At 65.9% G+C, this 14,738-nt stretch carries 13 protein-coding genes; 5 read left to right on the forward strand and 8 right to left on the reverse strand.

The genetic code is table 11. The features are described 5' to 3' along the window. Nucleotides 1-135: 135 nt before the first annotated feature. The 3 genes from ACVIYL_RS13860 to ACVIYL_RS13870 form a co-directional block, all read right to left on the reverse strand. Complete coding sequence (locus ACVIYL_RS13860) at nucleotides 136-1,617, reverse strand: aldehyde dehydrogenase (protein ID WP_456778848.1); 1,482 nt, start codon at nucleotides 1,615-1,617, stop codon at nucleotides 136-138. A gap of 107 nt (nucleotides 1,618-1,724) precedes the next feature. Continuing rightward, a complete protein-coding gene (locus tag ACVIYL_RS13865) occupies nucleotides 1,725-2,195 on the reverse strand; it encodes a peroxiredoxin family protein (protein WP_456778849.1) in 471 nt (156 codons plus the stop codon). Nucleotides 2,196-2,252: 57 nt separating this feature from the next. Then, nucleotides 2,253-5,555, reverse strand: coding sequence for an efflux RND transporter permease subunit (locus ACVIYL_RS13870; protein ID WP_456778850.1), 3,303 nt, complete (start codon nucleotides 5,553-5,555; stop codon nucleotides 2,253-2,255). A gap of 5 nt (nucleotides 5,556-5,560) precedes the next feature. On the opposite strand from ACVIYL_RS13870, the gene ACVIYL_RS13875 reads away from it, so the two are divergent. After that, nucleotides 5,561-5,854 carry a hypothetical protein gene (locus tag ACVIYL_RS13875; protein ID WP_168857839.1) on the forward strand — a complete coding sequence of 98 codons (294 nt, stop codon included), beginning with the start codon at nucleotides 5,561-5,563 and terminating at the stop codon, nucleotides 5,852-5,854. A gap of 17 nt (nucleotides 5,855-5,871) precedes the next feature. On the opposite strand, the gene ACVIYL_RS13880 is transcribed toward ACVIYL_RS13875, so the two are convergent. Beyond that, complete coding sequence (locus tag ACVIYL_RS13880) at nucleotides 5,872-6,468, reverse strand: gamma-glutamylcyclotransferase (protein WP_057017872.1); 597 nt, start codon at nucleotides 6,466-6,468, stop codon at nucleotides 5,872-5,874. Nucleotides 6,469-6,621: 153 nt separating this feature from the next. Between ACVIYL_RS13880 and ACVIYL_RS13885 the strand changes: the two genes are divergently transcribed. Continuing rightward, entirely contained in the window at nucleotides 6,622-7,809 is a 1,188-nt protein-coding gene (locus ACVIYL_RS13885; RefSeq protein ID WP_456778851.1) for a DUF2125 domain-containing protein, read from the forward strand. A gap of 41 nt (nucleotides 7,810-7,850) precedes the next feature. Here the strand turns inward: ACVIYL_RS13885 and ACVIYL_RS13890 are convergent, their stop codons facing one another. After that, on the reverse strand, nucleotides 7,851-8,168 hold the full coding sequence (locus ACVIYL_RS13890; RefSeq protein ID WP_456778852.1) for an antibiotic biosynthesis monooxygenase family protein: 318 nt from the start codon (nucleotides 8,166-8,168) through the stop codon (nucleotides 7,851-7,853). 254 nt (nucleotides 8,169-8,422) lie between these two features. Here ACVIYL_RS13890 and ACVIYL_RS13895 point away from each other — a divergent pair, with 254 nt between their 5' ends. The 3 genes from ACVIYL_RS13895 (at nucleotide 8,423) to ACVIYL_RS13905 (ending at nucleotide 11,917) form a co-directional block, all read left to right on the forward strand. Beyond that, on the forward strand, nucleotides 8,423-9,991 hold the full coding sequence (locus ACVIYL_RS13895; protein ID WP_456778853.1) for a hypothetical protein: 1,569 nt from the start codon (nucleotides 8,423-8,425) through the stop codon (nucleotides 9,989-9,991). Nucleotides 9,992-10,118: 127 nt separating this feature from the next. Beyond that, entirely contained in the window at nucleotides 10,119-10,628 is a 510-nt protein-coding gene (locus ACVIYL_RS13900; protein WP_310881271.1) for a hypothetical protein, read from the forward strand. Nucleotides 10,629-10,927: 299 nt separating this feature from the next. Continuing rightward, entirely contained in the window at nucleotides 10,928-11,917 is a 990-nt protein-coding gene (locus ACVIYL_RS13905; protein WP_456778854.1) for a Bug family tripartite tricarboxylate transporter substrate binding protein, read from the forward strand. A 35-nt stretch (nucleotides 11,918-11,952) separates the two neighbouring features. Here the strand turns inward: ACVIYL_RS13905 and ACVIYL_RS13910 are convergent, their stop codons facing one another. The 3 genes from ACVIYL_RS13910 to ACVIYL_RS13920 form a co-directional block, all read right to left on the reverse strand. After that, nucleotides 11,953-12,804, reverse strand: coding sequence for a hypothetical protein (locus tag ACVIYL_RS13910; RefSeq protein WP_456778855.1), 852 nt, complete (start codon nucleotides 12,802-12,804; stop codon nucleotides 11,953-11,955). 246 nt (nucleotides 12,805-13,050) lie between these two features. After that, a complete protein-coding gene (locus ACVIYL_RS13915) occupies nucleotides 13,051-13,503 on the reverse strand; it encodes a VOC family protein (protein ID WP_456781823.1) in 453 nt (150 codons plus the stop codon). Between the two features lie 298 nt (nucleotides 13,504-13,801). Then, nucleotides 13,802-14,734 (reverse strand): prephenate/arogenate dehydrogenase family protein, encoded by a 933-nt coding sequence (locus ACVIYL_RS13920; RefSeq protein WP_310881274.1) that lies wholly within the window; start codon nucleotides 14,732-14,734, stop codon nucleotides 13,802-13,804. Nucleotides 14,735-14,738: the final 4 nt, after the last annotated feature.

The following is a 14,738-nucleotide window of genomic DNA, read 5'->3' on the forward strand; positions in this document are numbered from 1 at the left end:
GCTCTTCGGCGTGTGCCGTGGGGCTGATGATCGCTGCTCCACCCTGCACGTCAAGTGCGACAGCTCGGCGCGCGGGTGCCGTCGTACCGCTGTCCGTCCGGGAGCGGTGAAGCAAGCGATGTCAGTGCGGAAAACTCACCGCATCACGAACGGATTGGCCGGCACGTCCGTCGCGGTCGAGATCCAGACGCTCTTGGTCTCCTGATATTCGCGGACCGCGTCGATGCCGCTTTCGCGGCCGACGCCGGAGTGCTTCATGCCGCCGAACGGCATCATGTAGCTGATGGCCCGGTAGGTGTTCACCCACACGGTGCCGGCGCGCAGTTGCTTCGGCACGCGGATGGCGCGCGCGAGATCCTTGGTCCAGATCCCGGCGGCAAGGCCGTAGATCGTGTCGTTGGCGATCCGGATGGCATCCTCCTCGGTGTCGAAGGAGATGATCGACAGCACCGGCCCGAACACCTCCTCGCGCGCGATCCGCATGGTGTTGTCGACGTCGGTGAAGATGGTCGGCTCGACGAACTGGCCGCCCTTGATGCCGTCGCCGGAGGCCGGCTTGCCGCCGAGCAGGCAGCGCGCGCCCTCGGCTTTCGCGATGTCGATATAGTCGAGCACCTTCTTGTACTGCGCCGGCGTCGTGATCGGGCCGACATTGGTGTCTGACTGCATGGGATCGCCGATCTTGGCGGACTTTGCCAGCTCCAGCACCCGCGCGACGAACTTCTCCTTGATCGAGCTCTGCACCAGAAGGCGCGATCCAGCGATGCAGGTCTGCCCCGTGGCGGCGAAGATGCCGGAGATCGCGCCGGCCGCGGCGGCGGTGAGGTCGGCGTCCTCGAACACGATGTTGGGCGACTTGCCGCCGAGCTCGAGCGAGACGCGCTTCAGGCTCTTGGCCGCGGTCTCGTAGACCTTTGCGCCGGTCGTGTCCGATCCGGTGAAGGTGATCTTGGCGACGCCCGGATGGGCGATCAGCGCGGAGCCGGCCTCGGGACCGAAGCCGGTCACCACGTTGAAGATGCCGTCGGGAATTCCGGCCTCCTTGGTCAGCGCGGCGAATTCCAGCGTGCTGGCCGAGGTGAATTCCGACGGCTTGACGACCACGGCGCAACCGGCGGCGAGCGCGGCGGCGCATTTCCAGGCGACGAACAGCAGCGGCGAATTCCAGGCGGTCAGCGCCGCGACGACGCCGACCGGCTCATGGGTCGTGTAGGCGAAGGTCTCCGCCTTGTCGATCGGCACCAGGCCGCCCTCGAGCTTGTCGACGAGCCCGCCGAAATACCACCACCACTCCGGATGGTAGCGCAGCTGGCCGAGCATCTCGGCCATCAGCTTGCCGTTGTCGCGCACCTCGATCTCGGCAAGGCGCTCGGCATTGGCCGCGACGAGGTCGCCGAGCTTGCGCATCACCTTGCCGCGCGCGGAGGCCGTCATCTTCGCCCAGGGGCCGCGCCACATCGCCTCATTGGCGGCCTTCACCGCCTTGTCGGCGTCGGCGGCGGTGCCGCGCGGAATCTTTGCCCAGGCCTCGCCGCGATAGGGATCGATGCTGTCGAACCATTCGCCATTGGCGGGGTCGACATACTGGCCGTTGATGTAAAGCTGATAGGTTTTCATGACATCCTCCCGCAAGGCGATGGTTCTGGTTGGCGGAACGCTATCACGCATTGCGCGACGCCGTCATAACGCAGTCGCGTGAGCCGGGTTGCAGCCGGGGCGGGCCGCTATCGGCCATGCGGCGCGGCAAGCTCGGCCGCGATGATCGCGCCGAGCGCCATGTCGCTCTGCTGTCCGAAGCCATGATGCACGATGTTGCCGTCGCGGCCGATCAGGATGCTGGTCGGCGTTCCCTGCATGCCGTAGCGCTGCATGGTGACCGGGATCGGCGTGCCTTCGCCGGCCTCGTCGACGCCGATCGGGAAGGTCAGCCGGTACTCGTGGATGAAGGCTTCCAGCGACACCTCCGTCATCGCCGCGTGGTGCTCGAATACGGTGTGCAGCCCGATCACCTGCAGGTCGGAATGCTTGAACAGCTCGAACGCGCGCTGGGTCTGCGGCGTGCCGTGCGCGACGCAGCCGGGGCACAGCATCTGGAACGCGTGCAGCAGGACCGGCCGGCCGCGCAGCCCAGCCAGGGTCAGCGACTCGCTGGTGTTGAACCAGCGCGACGCGGCGATATCAGGTGCGAGAGTCACAGATCGGTTCCTTGCGTCCGCTCACGGCGCAAGGTTGGCAACATCGATACCGGTCTGTCAACGACCGGCGGCGCTTGATGCCGCTGCCCGGCGTGCGCGGCGCGCGGCGCGGCGGCGCTGGGTCCACAGCCTCGCGCGGTCGAGATAGAGATAGACCACCGGCGTCGTGTAGAGCGTCAGGATCTGGCTCAGGATCAACCCGCCGAAGATCGCGATGCCAAGCGGCTGACGCAGCTCGCTGCCTTCGCCGAGACCGATCATCAGCGGCACCGCGCCGAACAAGGCGGCGAGGGTCGTCATCATGATCGGGCGGAACCGCATCAGGCAGGCTTCGTAGATCGCATCGCGCGACGACAGCCCGCGCTGGCGCTCGGCATCGAGCGCGAAGTCGATCATCATGATGGCGTTCTTCTTCACGATGCCGACCAAGAGGATCACCCCGATCATGCCGATGACGTCGAAATCGGTGTGCGACAGCATCAAGGCCGCCACCGCGCCGACGCCTGCCGAGGGCAAAGTGGAGAGGATGGTCAGCGGGTGGATGTAGCTCTCGTAGAGCATGCCGAGCGAGATGTAGATCGTCGCCAGCGCGGCGAGGATCAGGAACAGCTCGTTCGCCAGCGCCTGCTGGAAGATTTTCGCGGAGCCCGCAAACCCGCCGGAAATGCCCGCGGGCATGCCGAGCGCGTGCATCGCGTTCTCGATCGTGGTGGTGGCCGTGCTCAGCGAGACGCCCGGCGGCAGGTTGAACGAGATGGTGCTGGAGACCAGGAGATCCTGATGATTGACGGAGAGCGGCGTCTCGCCGTGCTCGAAGCGCGCGACGCTCGACAGCGGGATCATGGTCTCCGCGCTGGTGGAGACCGCGGTACCGGTCGAGGCGACGCCCTTGCCGGTGGCACCGATCGAATTGGTGGCCTGGTTGCGCACCACATTGGCGGCGACCGCGCTGACCGAGCTTTTTTGCGAGGACGAGGCCACCGTGCCAGCCACCGCATTGGTGCTCTGCGTGCCGCTCGCCGAGCCGCCCGAGGTCGAGATATAGACCTCCTTCAGGGTTTGCGGGTCCTGCGAGAAGCGCGGCGCGACCTCCATGATCACATGATACTGGTTGCGCGCGACGAAGATGGTCGAGACCTGGCGCTGCCCGAACGCGTCATAGAGCGTGTTGTCGAGCTGGCTGACCGTGATGCCGAGCCGGGAGGCGGCGTCGCGATCGATGATCAGATTGGCTTGCAGCGCCTTGTTCTGCTGGTCGCTGTTGACGTCGGCGAGCGTCGGCTCCTTCTGCAATGCCGCGACGAGCTTTGGCGTCCACTCGTTCAGCTCCTCGAAGGTCGAGCCCTTCAGCGTGTACTGGTACGCCGCGTTGCCCGAGCGCCCGCCGGCGCCGAGGTCGCCGATCGATTGCAGGAACAGCGTGGCGCCCGCGACGCTTGCCAGCGGTCCGCGCAGCCGCTCGATCACCTTGTCGGCGCGCAGCCGGCGCTCGTCCATCGGCTTCAGCGAGGCGAACACGGTGCCGGTGTTGGTGCCGCCGGGACCGACGCCGCCGCCGCCGGTGAAGCCGACCGCGGTGTCGACCGCCGGATCCGACTTCACGATGTCGATGAACTGGGTCAGCTTCTGCTGCATCAGCTGGAACGAGGTGCTCTGGTCGGCCTGGATCGAGCCGACCAGCAATCCGGTGTCCTGCTGCGGCACGAAGCCCTTGGGCACCACCTTGTAGAGATGGAAGTTCAAATAGAGCGTCGAGCCGAGGATCAGCATCACCAGGAGCGGATGGCGCAGCGCGAGTCCGAGCGTCGCGCGGTAGCCGTTCAGCATCAGCTCGAAGATGCGCTCGCTGATCCGGTAGATCCGGCCGTGCGGCCGGCCCTCCTCCTTGCGCAGCAGCACCGCGCACATCATCGGCGTCGTGGTCAGCGAGACCACCAGCGAGATCACGATCGCGATCGTGATGGTCATGGCGAATTCGCGGAACAGGCGGCCGACCAGCCCGCCCATCAGCAGGATCGGCACGAACACCGCGATCAGCGACACGCTCATCGACAGCACCGTGAAGCCGACCTCGCGGGTGCCGACCAGCGTGGCCTCGAGCCGCGACAGCCCGGCGTCCATGTGGCGGGTGATGTTCTCCAGCACCACGATGGCGTCGTCGACCACGAAGCCGGTCGCCACCGTCAGCGCCATCAGCGAGAAGATGTCGAGCGTGTAGCCGAGCAAATACATCACGGCGAAGGTCGCGATCAGCGACACGCCGACCGCCACCACCGGGACCAGCGTCGCCCGCGCATTGCGCAGGAAGGCGAACACCACCAGGATCACCAGGGCCACCGCGATCAACAGCGTGATCTCGACGTCGTGCAGCGAGGCCCGGATCGTCTTCGAGCGGTCCATCGCGAGGGTGATGTCGACCGCGGGCGAGACCGAGGCCTTCAGCTGCGGCATCAGCCCTTTCACGGTGTCGACCATCTTGATGATGTTGGCGCCCGGCTGCCGGTACACGATCATCACGACGGCCGGCTTGCCGTTGGAAAGGCCGAGCGTGCGCACATTCTCGACGGAATCGATCACGTCGCCGACATCGGTCAGGCGCACCGCCGCGCCGTTGCGGTAGGCGACGACCAGCGGCCTGTAGTCGGCCGCCTTGCGGGCCTGGTCGTTGGCGTAGATCTGGTAGCGCTGGTTGCCGACGTCGATGCCGCCCTTCGGGCTGTGCGCATTGGCGCTACTGAGCGCGGCGCGGACGTCCTCGAGCCCGATGCCGTATTTGTACAGCGCCGGCGGGATCAGCTCGACGCGCACCGCCGGCAGCGAGCCGCCGCCGACCGAGACTTCGCCGACGCCTTCGACCTGCGACAGCTTCTGCGCCAGCACGGTGGAGGCGGCGTCATAGAGCTCGGCCGGCGTCAACGTGTCCGAGGTCAAGGTGTAGATCAGGATCGGCGCCGAGGCCGGGTTGAACTTGCGGTAGGTCGGATTGGCGCGCAGATTGGTCGGCAGGTCGGCGCGCGCCGCGTTGATCGCCGCCTGTACGTCGCGCGCGGCGCCGTTGATGTCGCGGTCGATGTCGAACTGCAGCGTGATGCGCGCGGAGCCGAGCGAGGACACCGACGTCATTTCGGTGACGCTGGCGATCTGGCCGAGATGGCGCTCGAGCGGGCTTGCCACCGTGGAGGCGACGTCGGCCGGGCTGGCGCCGGGCAGCGTCGCCTGCACCATGATGGTCGGGATGTCGACGTCGGGCAGCGGCGACACCGGCAGCTTGAAGAACGCAATGATGCCCGCCACCACGAGGCCAAGCGACAGCAGCGTGGTGCCGACCGGCCGTCGGACAAAGGGGGCGGAGAGGTTCATCGAATTTGCGAGCGCTGTTTGCGGATCAGCTTCTATCCGTCCGCGCCGCGATGCAAAAGCCTAAATGTCACAGGGCGCCGCCATACCGCCGCCGCGATTTGCCGGATGCACCGCGCCGCACACCGAAAAACGCGGATCTGGCAACAACCCGTTTACAAAGGCTGATCGATGATGGTGGCGAAGCGCAGTCGCAAGCACTGCGCAAAGGCCAAATGAAGAAGCTCAAGGCATTCCGCAAGTCGCCGGATAGTCCGCTCGGCGAGGTCGTTAAACGACGGCTGGCCAAGCGAACTAAGTAGAGCCTCGCGACGCAGCCTTACGCATCCCGGGCATCCTGCAGCGGGTGACGCGCCGCGTGGGCATCATGCAGCATCGTCGCTAGCTGGTGCAGCTGCGTGTCGCGAAAGCCCTGCTTCTCGATCGAGGCCACTGTCGAGAGCACATAGTCGCGGTTGTTGCCGGAGCGGCCGTGGCCCTGCAGCACCAGCCGCTGCTGCTCGGCGAGCGACAGCCGCCCGGCATATTGCACATGGCCGCGATCGACCACATAGGCCAGCGCAGAGACGCGCTCGCGCGCCGCATTCTCCAGCCACACCGAGCGCATCACCTCGCGATAGACGTTGGTGGTCTGCTCGCGTCCGCGCAAATAGGCGATGGTGTCGTGGCGCAGGCGGGCGGCGACGCGGAACGCGATGCCGCGGCAGGCGCCGCCGCGGTCGAGCCCGAGCACCAGGCCCGGCTTCTCCGGCGTGCCGCGGTGGTCGAACGAATAAACGCAGAGCGCGCGATGCTCGCCGATCAGCCGCGCCGGCACCTGTTCCAGGAACTCGAAGCCCGGCTTCCACATCAGTGAGCCATAGCCGAACACCCAGAGGTCGCCGTCGGTTTCGGAATGGGGAGGATTTGCTGACATCGCGCTGATGGGCTAGCAGAACGGGCCGTCGAAGCGAAGCGGATTCCGTGATGTTTCCAAGGCTTGCTGAAGGCTCGCTCAAAGGTTGCTCGGGGCTTGTTCAAGGCCCGCGGCCGCTTAGATTTTGACAAATTCGCCCGCCAAAGGACCTGCATGTCGGATCAGACCTCCGCCCCCCGCCGCCGCTCGCGCTTCGGCCTTTATGCCGTCCCCGTCGCGGTCCTGATCGCCGCGGTCGCATGGAGCGGCTTCTGGTTCTTCGCCGCCTCGCAGGTCGGCGTGCAGGCCGATGCCTGGCGCGCGCAGGAGGCGAAGGCCGGACGGGTCTACGATTGCGGCGACCGTTCGGTGGCGGGCTACCCGTTCCGGTTCGAAGTCCGCTGCACCGATCCGAGCGTGATGCTGGTCTCGCAGACCGCCGCGCCGCAGATGGCGTTCGTGGCGCGGCTCGCCGAGATCCTGGTCGTGGCGCAGGTCTACGATCCCAAGCTCGTGATCGCGGAGTTCAAGGGACCGGCCACGATCGCCGAGCGCGGCGCGCAGCCGACGCTGTCGGTGAGCTGGAGCAAGGCACGCAGCAGCGTGGTCGGCCTGCCGGCGCCGCCGCAGCGCGCCTCGCTGGTGTTCGACGATCTCGCCATCGACCGCACCGGCGGCGCGGCGCCGGCGCCGCTGGCGCGGGTCAATCACATCGAGCTGCACGGCAGGCAGGTCGATGGCTCGGCGCCGGACAGTCCGGCGATCGAGGCCGTGCTGCAGATTGCCGGCGGCACCTTGCAGGAGGTGCATCCGCTGCTCGCCCAGCCGTTCAACGCCGACATCCATGCGCGGCTCAATGGCCTGAAGGATTTCTCGCCGAAACCCTGGCCGGATCGCTTCCGCGAGATCCAGGCCGCCGGCGGCAGCGTCGAGATCCAGCAGTCGCGGATCGAGCAGGGCGATGTGCTGTCGGTCGCGGCCGGCACGCTGCGCCTCAACGCGCAGGGGCGCATCGAGGGCGAATTGCAGATGACGGTCGCCGGCCTCGAGCGCGTCATCCCCGCGCTCGGCATCGACAAGATGCTGGAGGAGGGCGTGCCGCAGTCAACGCTTGATCGCGTCGCGCCCGGCGTGAAGAGCCAGGACCTCAGCAATCTCTTCGGCGCGCTGGATCGCGCCATCCCCGGCCTCGGCAAGGTGATCAAGCAGAACGCCAATGCCGGCATTTCCGCCGGTATCAATTCGCTCGGCACTGAGGCTATCCTCGAAGGCAAGAAGGCGCGCAGCTTCCCGCTGCGCTTCGCCGACGGCGCGGTGTTCTTGGGGCCGCTGAAAGTCGCGCAGATTCCGCCGCTGTTCTGAGCCGCGGCGGATTGCGCTGGCGCGAGCTCGCCCACGTACTGTCAGGCGTGCTCAAACGGGCCGATCTCGCGGATCACCTTGCAGATCTGCAGGAAGCCGCTGGCGTAGAACTCGGCATGTCCTCGCCTCATGGTTTCAACATGGTCGGGATGATTGCGCCAGGCTTCGAGCGCCTCCTCCGAAGCAAAGCGAAACAGGGTGAGCTCCTCGCCATCCGCCGCCCTGAATGATTTCACCGACAGGAATCCCGGAAGGCGGCTGACAATGTCGTACATGCGTTCGCCGAGCCGGTTGTATTCGTCGAGCGGGGCGTTCTCCCGTAACTTCAAGTCTCCAACGACAATGACTTCACCGATCATGTTGCAGTCCTCCGTCGATCCAATGTCCGTGGCAGGTTGAAAACCATCGCCCGAACACAATTCGAAATCGCGGCCGGTGTTGTTACGCCTCCACCCAGGGCGTTCCTCGCGCGCGATATCGTCCGTCGCGGCAATCTATTCCCGCCGCCGCGATGAGAAAAACGTGACCGGAATAATGCGCCCCGGCGCGAATATCACTCCCCGAGTACCGCTCTCTCTCGCCTGAGGAAGCAACCTCGTGTGGAGGAGAAGCGATGCGAATTCTCGGGGGAATTCTGCTCGGCAGCATGCTGCTGTCGGCAGGTCCGGCGTTGGCGGAGGACGATGCGTCCGAGCTGCGTGCGCTGAAGGCACGGCTCAAGCAGCTCGAGCAGAAAATGGAGACGCAGGCGCGCAAGGAGGAGGCGCTGGCCGCAAGACAGAACGCAATTCAGAACGCGCAGATGACGGCGAAGGCGCCGGTGCCGTTCGATCCCTGCGCATCGGGCAAGCTCTGCTACAAGGGCGTCACCTTCACCTTCGGCGGCTGGGTCGATCTCACCGGCATCTATCGCAGCCGCAACCTCGCCTCCGATTCGGGCTCGGTCTACAACTTCATCCCGTTCCCGCAGAGCAAGAACTACAACACCGGCGAGTCGCGCTTCACCGCGCGCCAGACCCGCTTCTCGGTGCTCGCCGAAGCCAACGCCACGGAGAACATTCACGTCGCCGGCTATGGCGAGCTCGATTTCGAGGGCGCGGCGCAGACCGCCAATTCGGTCGCGACCAATTCGTTCAATCCGCGGCTGCGGCAGGCCAGCATCGAGATCGACCGCAGCGATCTCGGCTTGCATGTCCTCGCCGGCCAATCATGGTCGCTGAACACGCCGAGCAAGGCGGGCATCGATCCGCGAGGCGCCGATACGCCGGGCGTGATCGATTTCGAACTGGTGCCGGGCTTCCTCGGCGCGCGTCAACCGGGCGTCCGGGTCTGGCAGGACATCGGGCCGGAGTTCAAGCTCGCGGTCTCGGCGGAGAACCCGCAGACATCCTTTTTCGGCGGCAACAACCCGCTGGTCGGCACGCCGGCGGTTGGCCCGCAGGGCGTGCTCAATCCGAATCTGCTGGTCAATCTCACCGGTCCGGGCGGCAGCTTCTTCAACAGCCTGAACAATGTCAGCCTCAACCACGTTCCGGATTTCACCGTGAAGGGCGCGTGGGATCCGCGGCTCGGGCCCTACAAGCTGCATGTCGAGGCGTGGGCGCTCTACCGCGACTTCTATGATCGCTTCAACTTCGCCAATCACGACGTCAACACGGTCAGCTTCGGCGGCCACCTCTCGGCCGAGATCGTGCCGAAGCTGCTCGAGGTGCAGGCCTCCGCCTCCTACGGTGCGCTGGGCCGCTTCACCGCAACGCCATTCCCGGATGCAACCGTGCGCCAGGACGGATCGATCCAGCCGCTGCCGATCACGGCCTTCCTGGTCGGCTCGGTCTGGCACACGACGCCGTCGCTCGATCTCTACGCCTATGCCGGGCTCGAAAAGACCACGGCGACCTTCTCCAATGTCGGCACGGTGCCGTTCGGCTACGGCAATCCGCTCTACAACAACCTCGGCTGCAACATCGAGAACTCGCCGGCCGCGACCTGCAACGGCAACACTTCGGAGGTGAGGCAGTACACCGCGGGCTTCTACGACACGATCTTCAAGGGCTCCTACGGCACCATCAAGGCCGGCGCGCAATATTCCTACACCCAGCGCTTCGCCTTCCAGGGTGTCGGCGGCGCGCCGAAGACCGACGACCACATCGTCATGACCCAGATCCGCTACTACCCGTTCTAGGGCGCGACGAGATCAGGTTGAGCTGGAGCGACAACGGCAGTTCACCTCTCCCCGGTGGGGAGAGGTGAATCGAGTTCGCGGTGCCGTCTCAGTCTAGATTCATCACCAGTGATGAAGGAGAGGTCAGATGAGGATCGTGACCAGACCGAAGCAGAGGGCCGTGATCGCGCGCGAATTGATGATGGTCAGCCGCGCCGCGCATGTGCTGCAGCGAACTGGCCTCGCGATGGCCGGTGCCATGGCCGGCACCTTCGTCGCCGCCCAGCTCGCCAAGGGCCATGTCGCTGTCTTCGGCACGCTGATCTTCATCGCTACGACGATCGTGATCGGCGCCGCCGGCTTCTATCTCGGAATCGATATTCCCAAGCCCGCGATGCGCGGCACGGGTCGCATCGATGCCGTCGAACTGATGAGCGCGGGCGGCATCTTCCTCGCCGCGCTGGCTGCGCTGGTGTCGGTCTACGGCATCGTGTTCGACGAGATTCCGCCGCGCGCCTGGGAGTTCGTGATCGGCTCGTGGTGGTTCGGCGGCGGCGTCATGCTGGCGACCGCCGGCCTCGTCGGCCGTCAGCGGCCGGCGCAGAAGGCCGCCGCGCTATCGGCGGGGCCGATCCGGGATCAACGGCTGCGGCGGTGAGCGCCGTCGCGATTCGAACGATCGCCCTCTCACTCCGTCACCCTGAGGTGGCCGCCTCTTCGGCGGCCCTCGAAGGGCGGCGGCCCGGCTGCGGCCGTGCATCCTTCGAGGCTCGCGTAGCGGCGAAGTTGCGCCGCTGTGCTCGCACCTTAGGATGACGGGGCTGACACCATTGCGCGCCTTGCCTCGATCAATGCGTCGCAGCCTTCCGCTGCCACATTTCCCCGCTGCGCCAATCTGTCCCGTAGCTGCGATCGGCCGATGCGATACCCTCACCAAAAAATCGGGGAGGGACTTCAATGCCAGCGAAATTCAGTCGCCGTCACGTCATCGCTGCCGGAGCGGCGGCCGCCGCGATGCCCTTCCTGCCGCGCGGCGCCTCGGCGCAAGCCGCCTGGCCCTCGCGGCAAATCCGCATGATCTGCAGCTATCCCGCCGGCGGGCAGACCGATCTTTTGGCGCGGGCCTTCGGCGAATTCATCGCAAGGCAAGTCGGGCAAACCGTCGTCATCGAGAACAAGGCGGGTGCCTCGGGCTCGATCGGCGCCGCCGAGGTGGCGCGCGCCGCGCCTGACGGTCACACCATCCTGTGCTCGATCTCGACCACTTACGTGATGAACCGCGCGATGATGAAGAACCCCGGCTACGACATGGACAAGGATCTGACGCTGGTCAGCGTGATCCCGGGCGCCGGGCTGCTGCTGGTCGCGAGCCCGAAATTGGGCGTCAAGACACTGGCGGAATTCGTCGCCTATGCGCGCAGTAGCGGCAAGGTGAATTTCGGCACCTACAGCGCGGGCTCCGCGCCGCACATGACGATCAACGAGCTCAACAAGCAGTATGGCCTCACCATCGAGCCGATCCACTATCGCGGCGAGGCACCGATGTGGACCGGGCTCGCGGAAGGCACGCTCGATGTCGCGATGGGCAGCTACACCGCCGCGCAAACCGTCCTGCAGAGCAACCGGGGTGTCGCGTTCGCCGTGCATTCGAAGAAGGTCGACGCGATTCCCGAGATCACGACGCTGCCCGAGCAGGGCGCGACGTCGAAGTTCTTCACCGTGAGCGGCTTCTCGGGCTGGGCGCTGCCGAAGGCGACGCCGCAGCCGATCGTCGATCGGCTGTCGGAGATTTGCGTCGCCGCCAATAGCGATCCGAAGGTGAAGGAGGTGCTCGCGACCTTCGTGCTGGAGCCCGCGATCGGCTTCAAGGACAGCAATGCGCTGTATCAGCGCGAATTGCCGGTCTGGATGGAGGCCGCGCAGTCACTCGGCCTGCCGCCGGCTTGAAGCGATCCGGAACTGAAGGATGGCTGGATCGGCGGTCACCATTCGTCGTAGAACCACTCCCTCGGAATTCGAGGCCGCGCTCTTGCGTAGGGCGGGATAGACGTCCGCTCGGGCTTGCGCGCGGCCGGAGCCGGCTGTGCCGGAGGCGGTGACGCCTTCGGCTCGGAAACCTTCGCGAGCGCCCGTTTCATTTCTTCCTGGCTCGCCTTGAGTTCCTCAATGGCCTTGGAGCTCTCGCGGGCCATCTGTTGCTGGTTCGCCTTTAGTTGCTCAATATTTCGCTCAACATTCGCGAGGTCGCGCGCGATCGTTTGCAACAGCTGCGTCTGATCGGGCAGGGCTGTGTTGGCTGTCGGCGCGGCGTCCTGCGGTGGTGCGGTCTGAGCCGACGGCGTCGCTTGGGGCGGAGCGGCGTCTGCCGCGGCGACCTGAACGGCAGGTGGAGCGGACTGCGCCGGAAGCTGCGGATCATCGGGCGGCGATGATGGAGTTGAAACGAGCTGCGGCGCCCAACGAGCGACAAGCAGCTTGGCTTCCCCGCCATATGACGATTGCAAAGCCAGGGCAGCGACCACGATACATGCTGCCACCGACAAGGCGGTGAGCGCTCGGAATACCGGTCTTCCGGGCGGCGATTGCGAGCCAGGTACGGAAGAAGCAGGGCTCGGCCCGGAAGAAGCAGGGTTAGGTCCGACCGAGGGCGGGTTTGGCTGCGCCGAAGGGGGAGACGCGGCATCGCGCTCCATTCTCGCGAGCTGTTCACTCAAGCGCGTGAGTTCTTCATCGGCGCGCGCAATCTGCTTTTGGGCTTCCGCGAGTCTTTCGTCGGCGCGCGCGCTCGGGCTATCGTTCGATCCAACTGGGTTCGGAGTGGGCGTGGAGTTCATTGACGTTTCCCTTTCCGTCCAATGTCACCCAAGAGTGCCGACTCGGCTATCCGTCAGGGGCGATCAGCCTCCAGCACTCCCTTCAGTCTTGTCTAAAGAATGGCCGGATGATAGCGCGCCCGAGGTCTCGTGATAATGGGGCGGGATATTGGCCCGGGCTAGCCGAAGATCGGGTCCGCTCGGGTCAAAAGCCGACATCATTCCGCGCCGCTTGGGGCAATGCAAACGGCCCTGGCCAGCGTATTCTCAGGCGTCCCGCTGGACCAACTCGAAGGTGATGCCCTCTGGGCCCTCGAACAGCCGGAGCTTCCGGCTGATGTAGTCCATCTCCTCGCTTAGCATGGTGACACCGTTGGCCGCCAGGTGCGCGGTGGCTGCCTCGATGTCGTCGACGCGGAAGGCGAGGTGATTGAAGCCCAGCTTTCGCAGATTGGTCGAGTGCACCCCCGGATCGGTCCCCGGGGGCGGGTCGAACTGAAGCAGCTGGATTTCGAAATCCGCTCCCTCGAGTGCGAGGGTGATGTGCTGCGCCTTCATGGCCGGCATGCCCATGTACCGGGCGGGAACGCCGCCGTCGATGGTCGCGACGTGAGTCTTCTTGAAGCCGAGCAGTGCGAAGAATTCGATCGCCGGGCCGGCATCTGCCACTGCGATAGTCACATGATCCGGACTGAGTATCATCTGATCGCTCCCTGTCATCAGCGCCGCGCCGGCTTTCCTGCTGGAGGCTATCAGCTCGCTCCGTCCGCCGGTAGGTGGGTCGGCCCTGCGGCGACACAATCCGACGGGCAATCAGCGATTCATGTCGCGAGAATGCGGACGTGTGACCCACAAGCAGCGCAACACACTCGGTGTCGTCCCGGCGAAAGCCGGGACCCATAACCACAGCTGGTCATTGTTGCGCGATGCTGGGACGACGAGTCCCGTCAACCACACCCGCCGCGGAGTATGGGTCCCGGCTTTCGCCGGGACGACGAATGGAGAGAAGTCGTCCCGCTTACGTCTTCAAATTCGCATGCGGCCGGCCGAAGTCGGGTGCGGCGGAGTCCTGGCCGGTCTCGACGATGCCGCGGCGGATGGCCCGGGTGCGGGTGAAGTGGTCGAACAGCGCTTCGCCGTCGCCGCGCCGGATCGCGCGGGTCAGCTTCGACAGATCCTCGTTGAAGGTGCCGAGCATCTCGAGCACGGCGTCCTTGTTGGCGAGGAACACGTCGCGCCACATCGTCGGGTCCGAGGCAGCGATGCGGGTGAAGTCGCGGAAGCCGCCGGCGGAGAATTTGATGACCTCGGATTCCGTCACCTGCGCCAGCTCGTCGGCGGTGCCGACGATGGTGTAGGCGATCAGATGCGGCAGATGGCTGGTGATCGCGAGCACGAGGTCATGATGGTCGGGCGTCATGATCTCGACCTTGGCGCCGAGCGCGGCCCAGAACGTGCGCAATCGGTCGGTCGCCGCGGGATCGGTGCCTTCGGGCGGGGTGAGGATGCACCAGCGGTTGATGAACAGCTCGGCGAAGCCGGAATCCGGCCCCGAATGCTCGGTGCCGGCCACCGGATGCGCCGGGACGAAGTGGACGCCGTCAGGCAGATGCGGCGCCATGTCCTTGACGACGGCGCCCTTCACCGAGCCGACGTCGGAGATGATGGCGCCGGGCTTCAGATGCGGGGCGATCTCGGCGGCGACCGGACCGCAGGCGCCGACCGGGATGCAAAGGATGACGAGGTCGGCGTCCTTCACCGCCTCGATGTTGGTCTCGACGACGCGATCGACGATCCCGAGCTCGGCGACGCGCGCACGCGTCTTCTCCGAGCGCGCGGTGGTCACGATCTCGCCGACCAGCCCCTGCGCGCGCGCGCCGCGCGCGATCGAGCCGCCGATCAGACCGAAGCCGATCAGCGCGATGCGTTTGAAGAGCGGAGCGGTGGTCACGATG

It is taken from the genome of Bradyrhizobium sp. USDA 3315 (assembly GCF_054056795.1).

Excerpts from the sequence above, each read along its gene's own strand:
- ACVIYL_RS13870 (WP_456778850.1), bottom strand. The coding sequence starts at position 5,555 with ATGAACCTCTCCGCCCCCTTTGTCCGACGGCCGGTCGGCACCACGCTG.
- ACVIYL_RS13885 (WP_456778851.1), top strand. The coding sequence starts at position 6,622 with ATGTCGGATCAGACCTCCGCCCCCCGCCGCCGCTCGCGCTTCGGCCTT.
- ACVIYL_RS13880 (WP_057017872.1), bottom strand. The coding sequence starts at position 6,468 with ATGTCAGCAAATCCTCCCCATTCCGAAACCGACGGCGACCTCTGGGTG.
- ACVIYL_RS13900 (WP_310881271.1), top strand. The coding sequence starts at position 10,119 with ATGAGGATCGTGACCAGACCGAAGCAGAGGGCCGTGATCGCGCGCGAA.
- ACVIYL_RS13890 (WP_456778852.1), bottom strand. The coding sequence starts at position 8,168 with ATGATCGGTGAAGTCATTGTCGTTGGAGACTTGAAGTTACGGGAGAAC.
- ACVIYL_RS13895 (WP_456778853.1), top strand. The coding sequence starts at position 8,423 with ATGCGAATTCTCGGGGGAATTCTGCTCGGCAGCATGCTGCTGTCGGCA.
- ACVIYL_RS13905 (WP_456778854.1), top strand. The coding sequence starts at position 10,928 with ATGCCAGCGAAATTCAGTCGCCGTCACGTCATCGCTGCCGGAGCGGCG.
- ACVIYL_RS13915 (WP_456781823.1), bottom strand. The coding sequence starts at position 13,503 with ATGACAGGGAGCGATCAGATGATACTCAGTCCGGATCATGTGACTATC.
- ACVIYL_RS13910 (WP_456778855.1), bottom strand. The coding sequence starts at position 12,804 with ATGAACTCCACGCCCACTCCGAACCCAGTTGGATCGAACGATAGCCCG.
- ACVIYL_RS13860 (WP_456778848.1), bottom strand. The coding sequence starts at position 1,617 with ATGAAAACCTATCAGCTTTACATCAACGGCCAGTATGTCGACCCCGCC.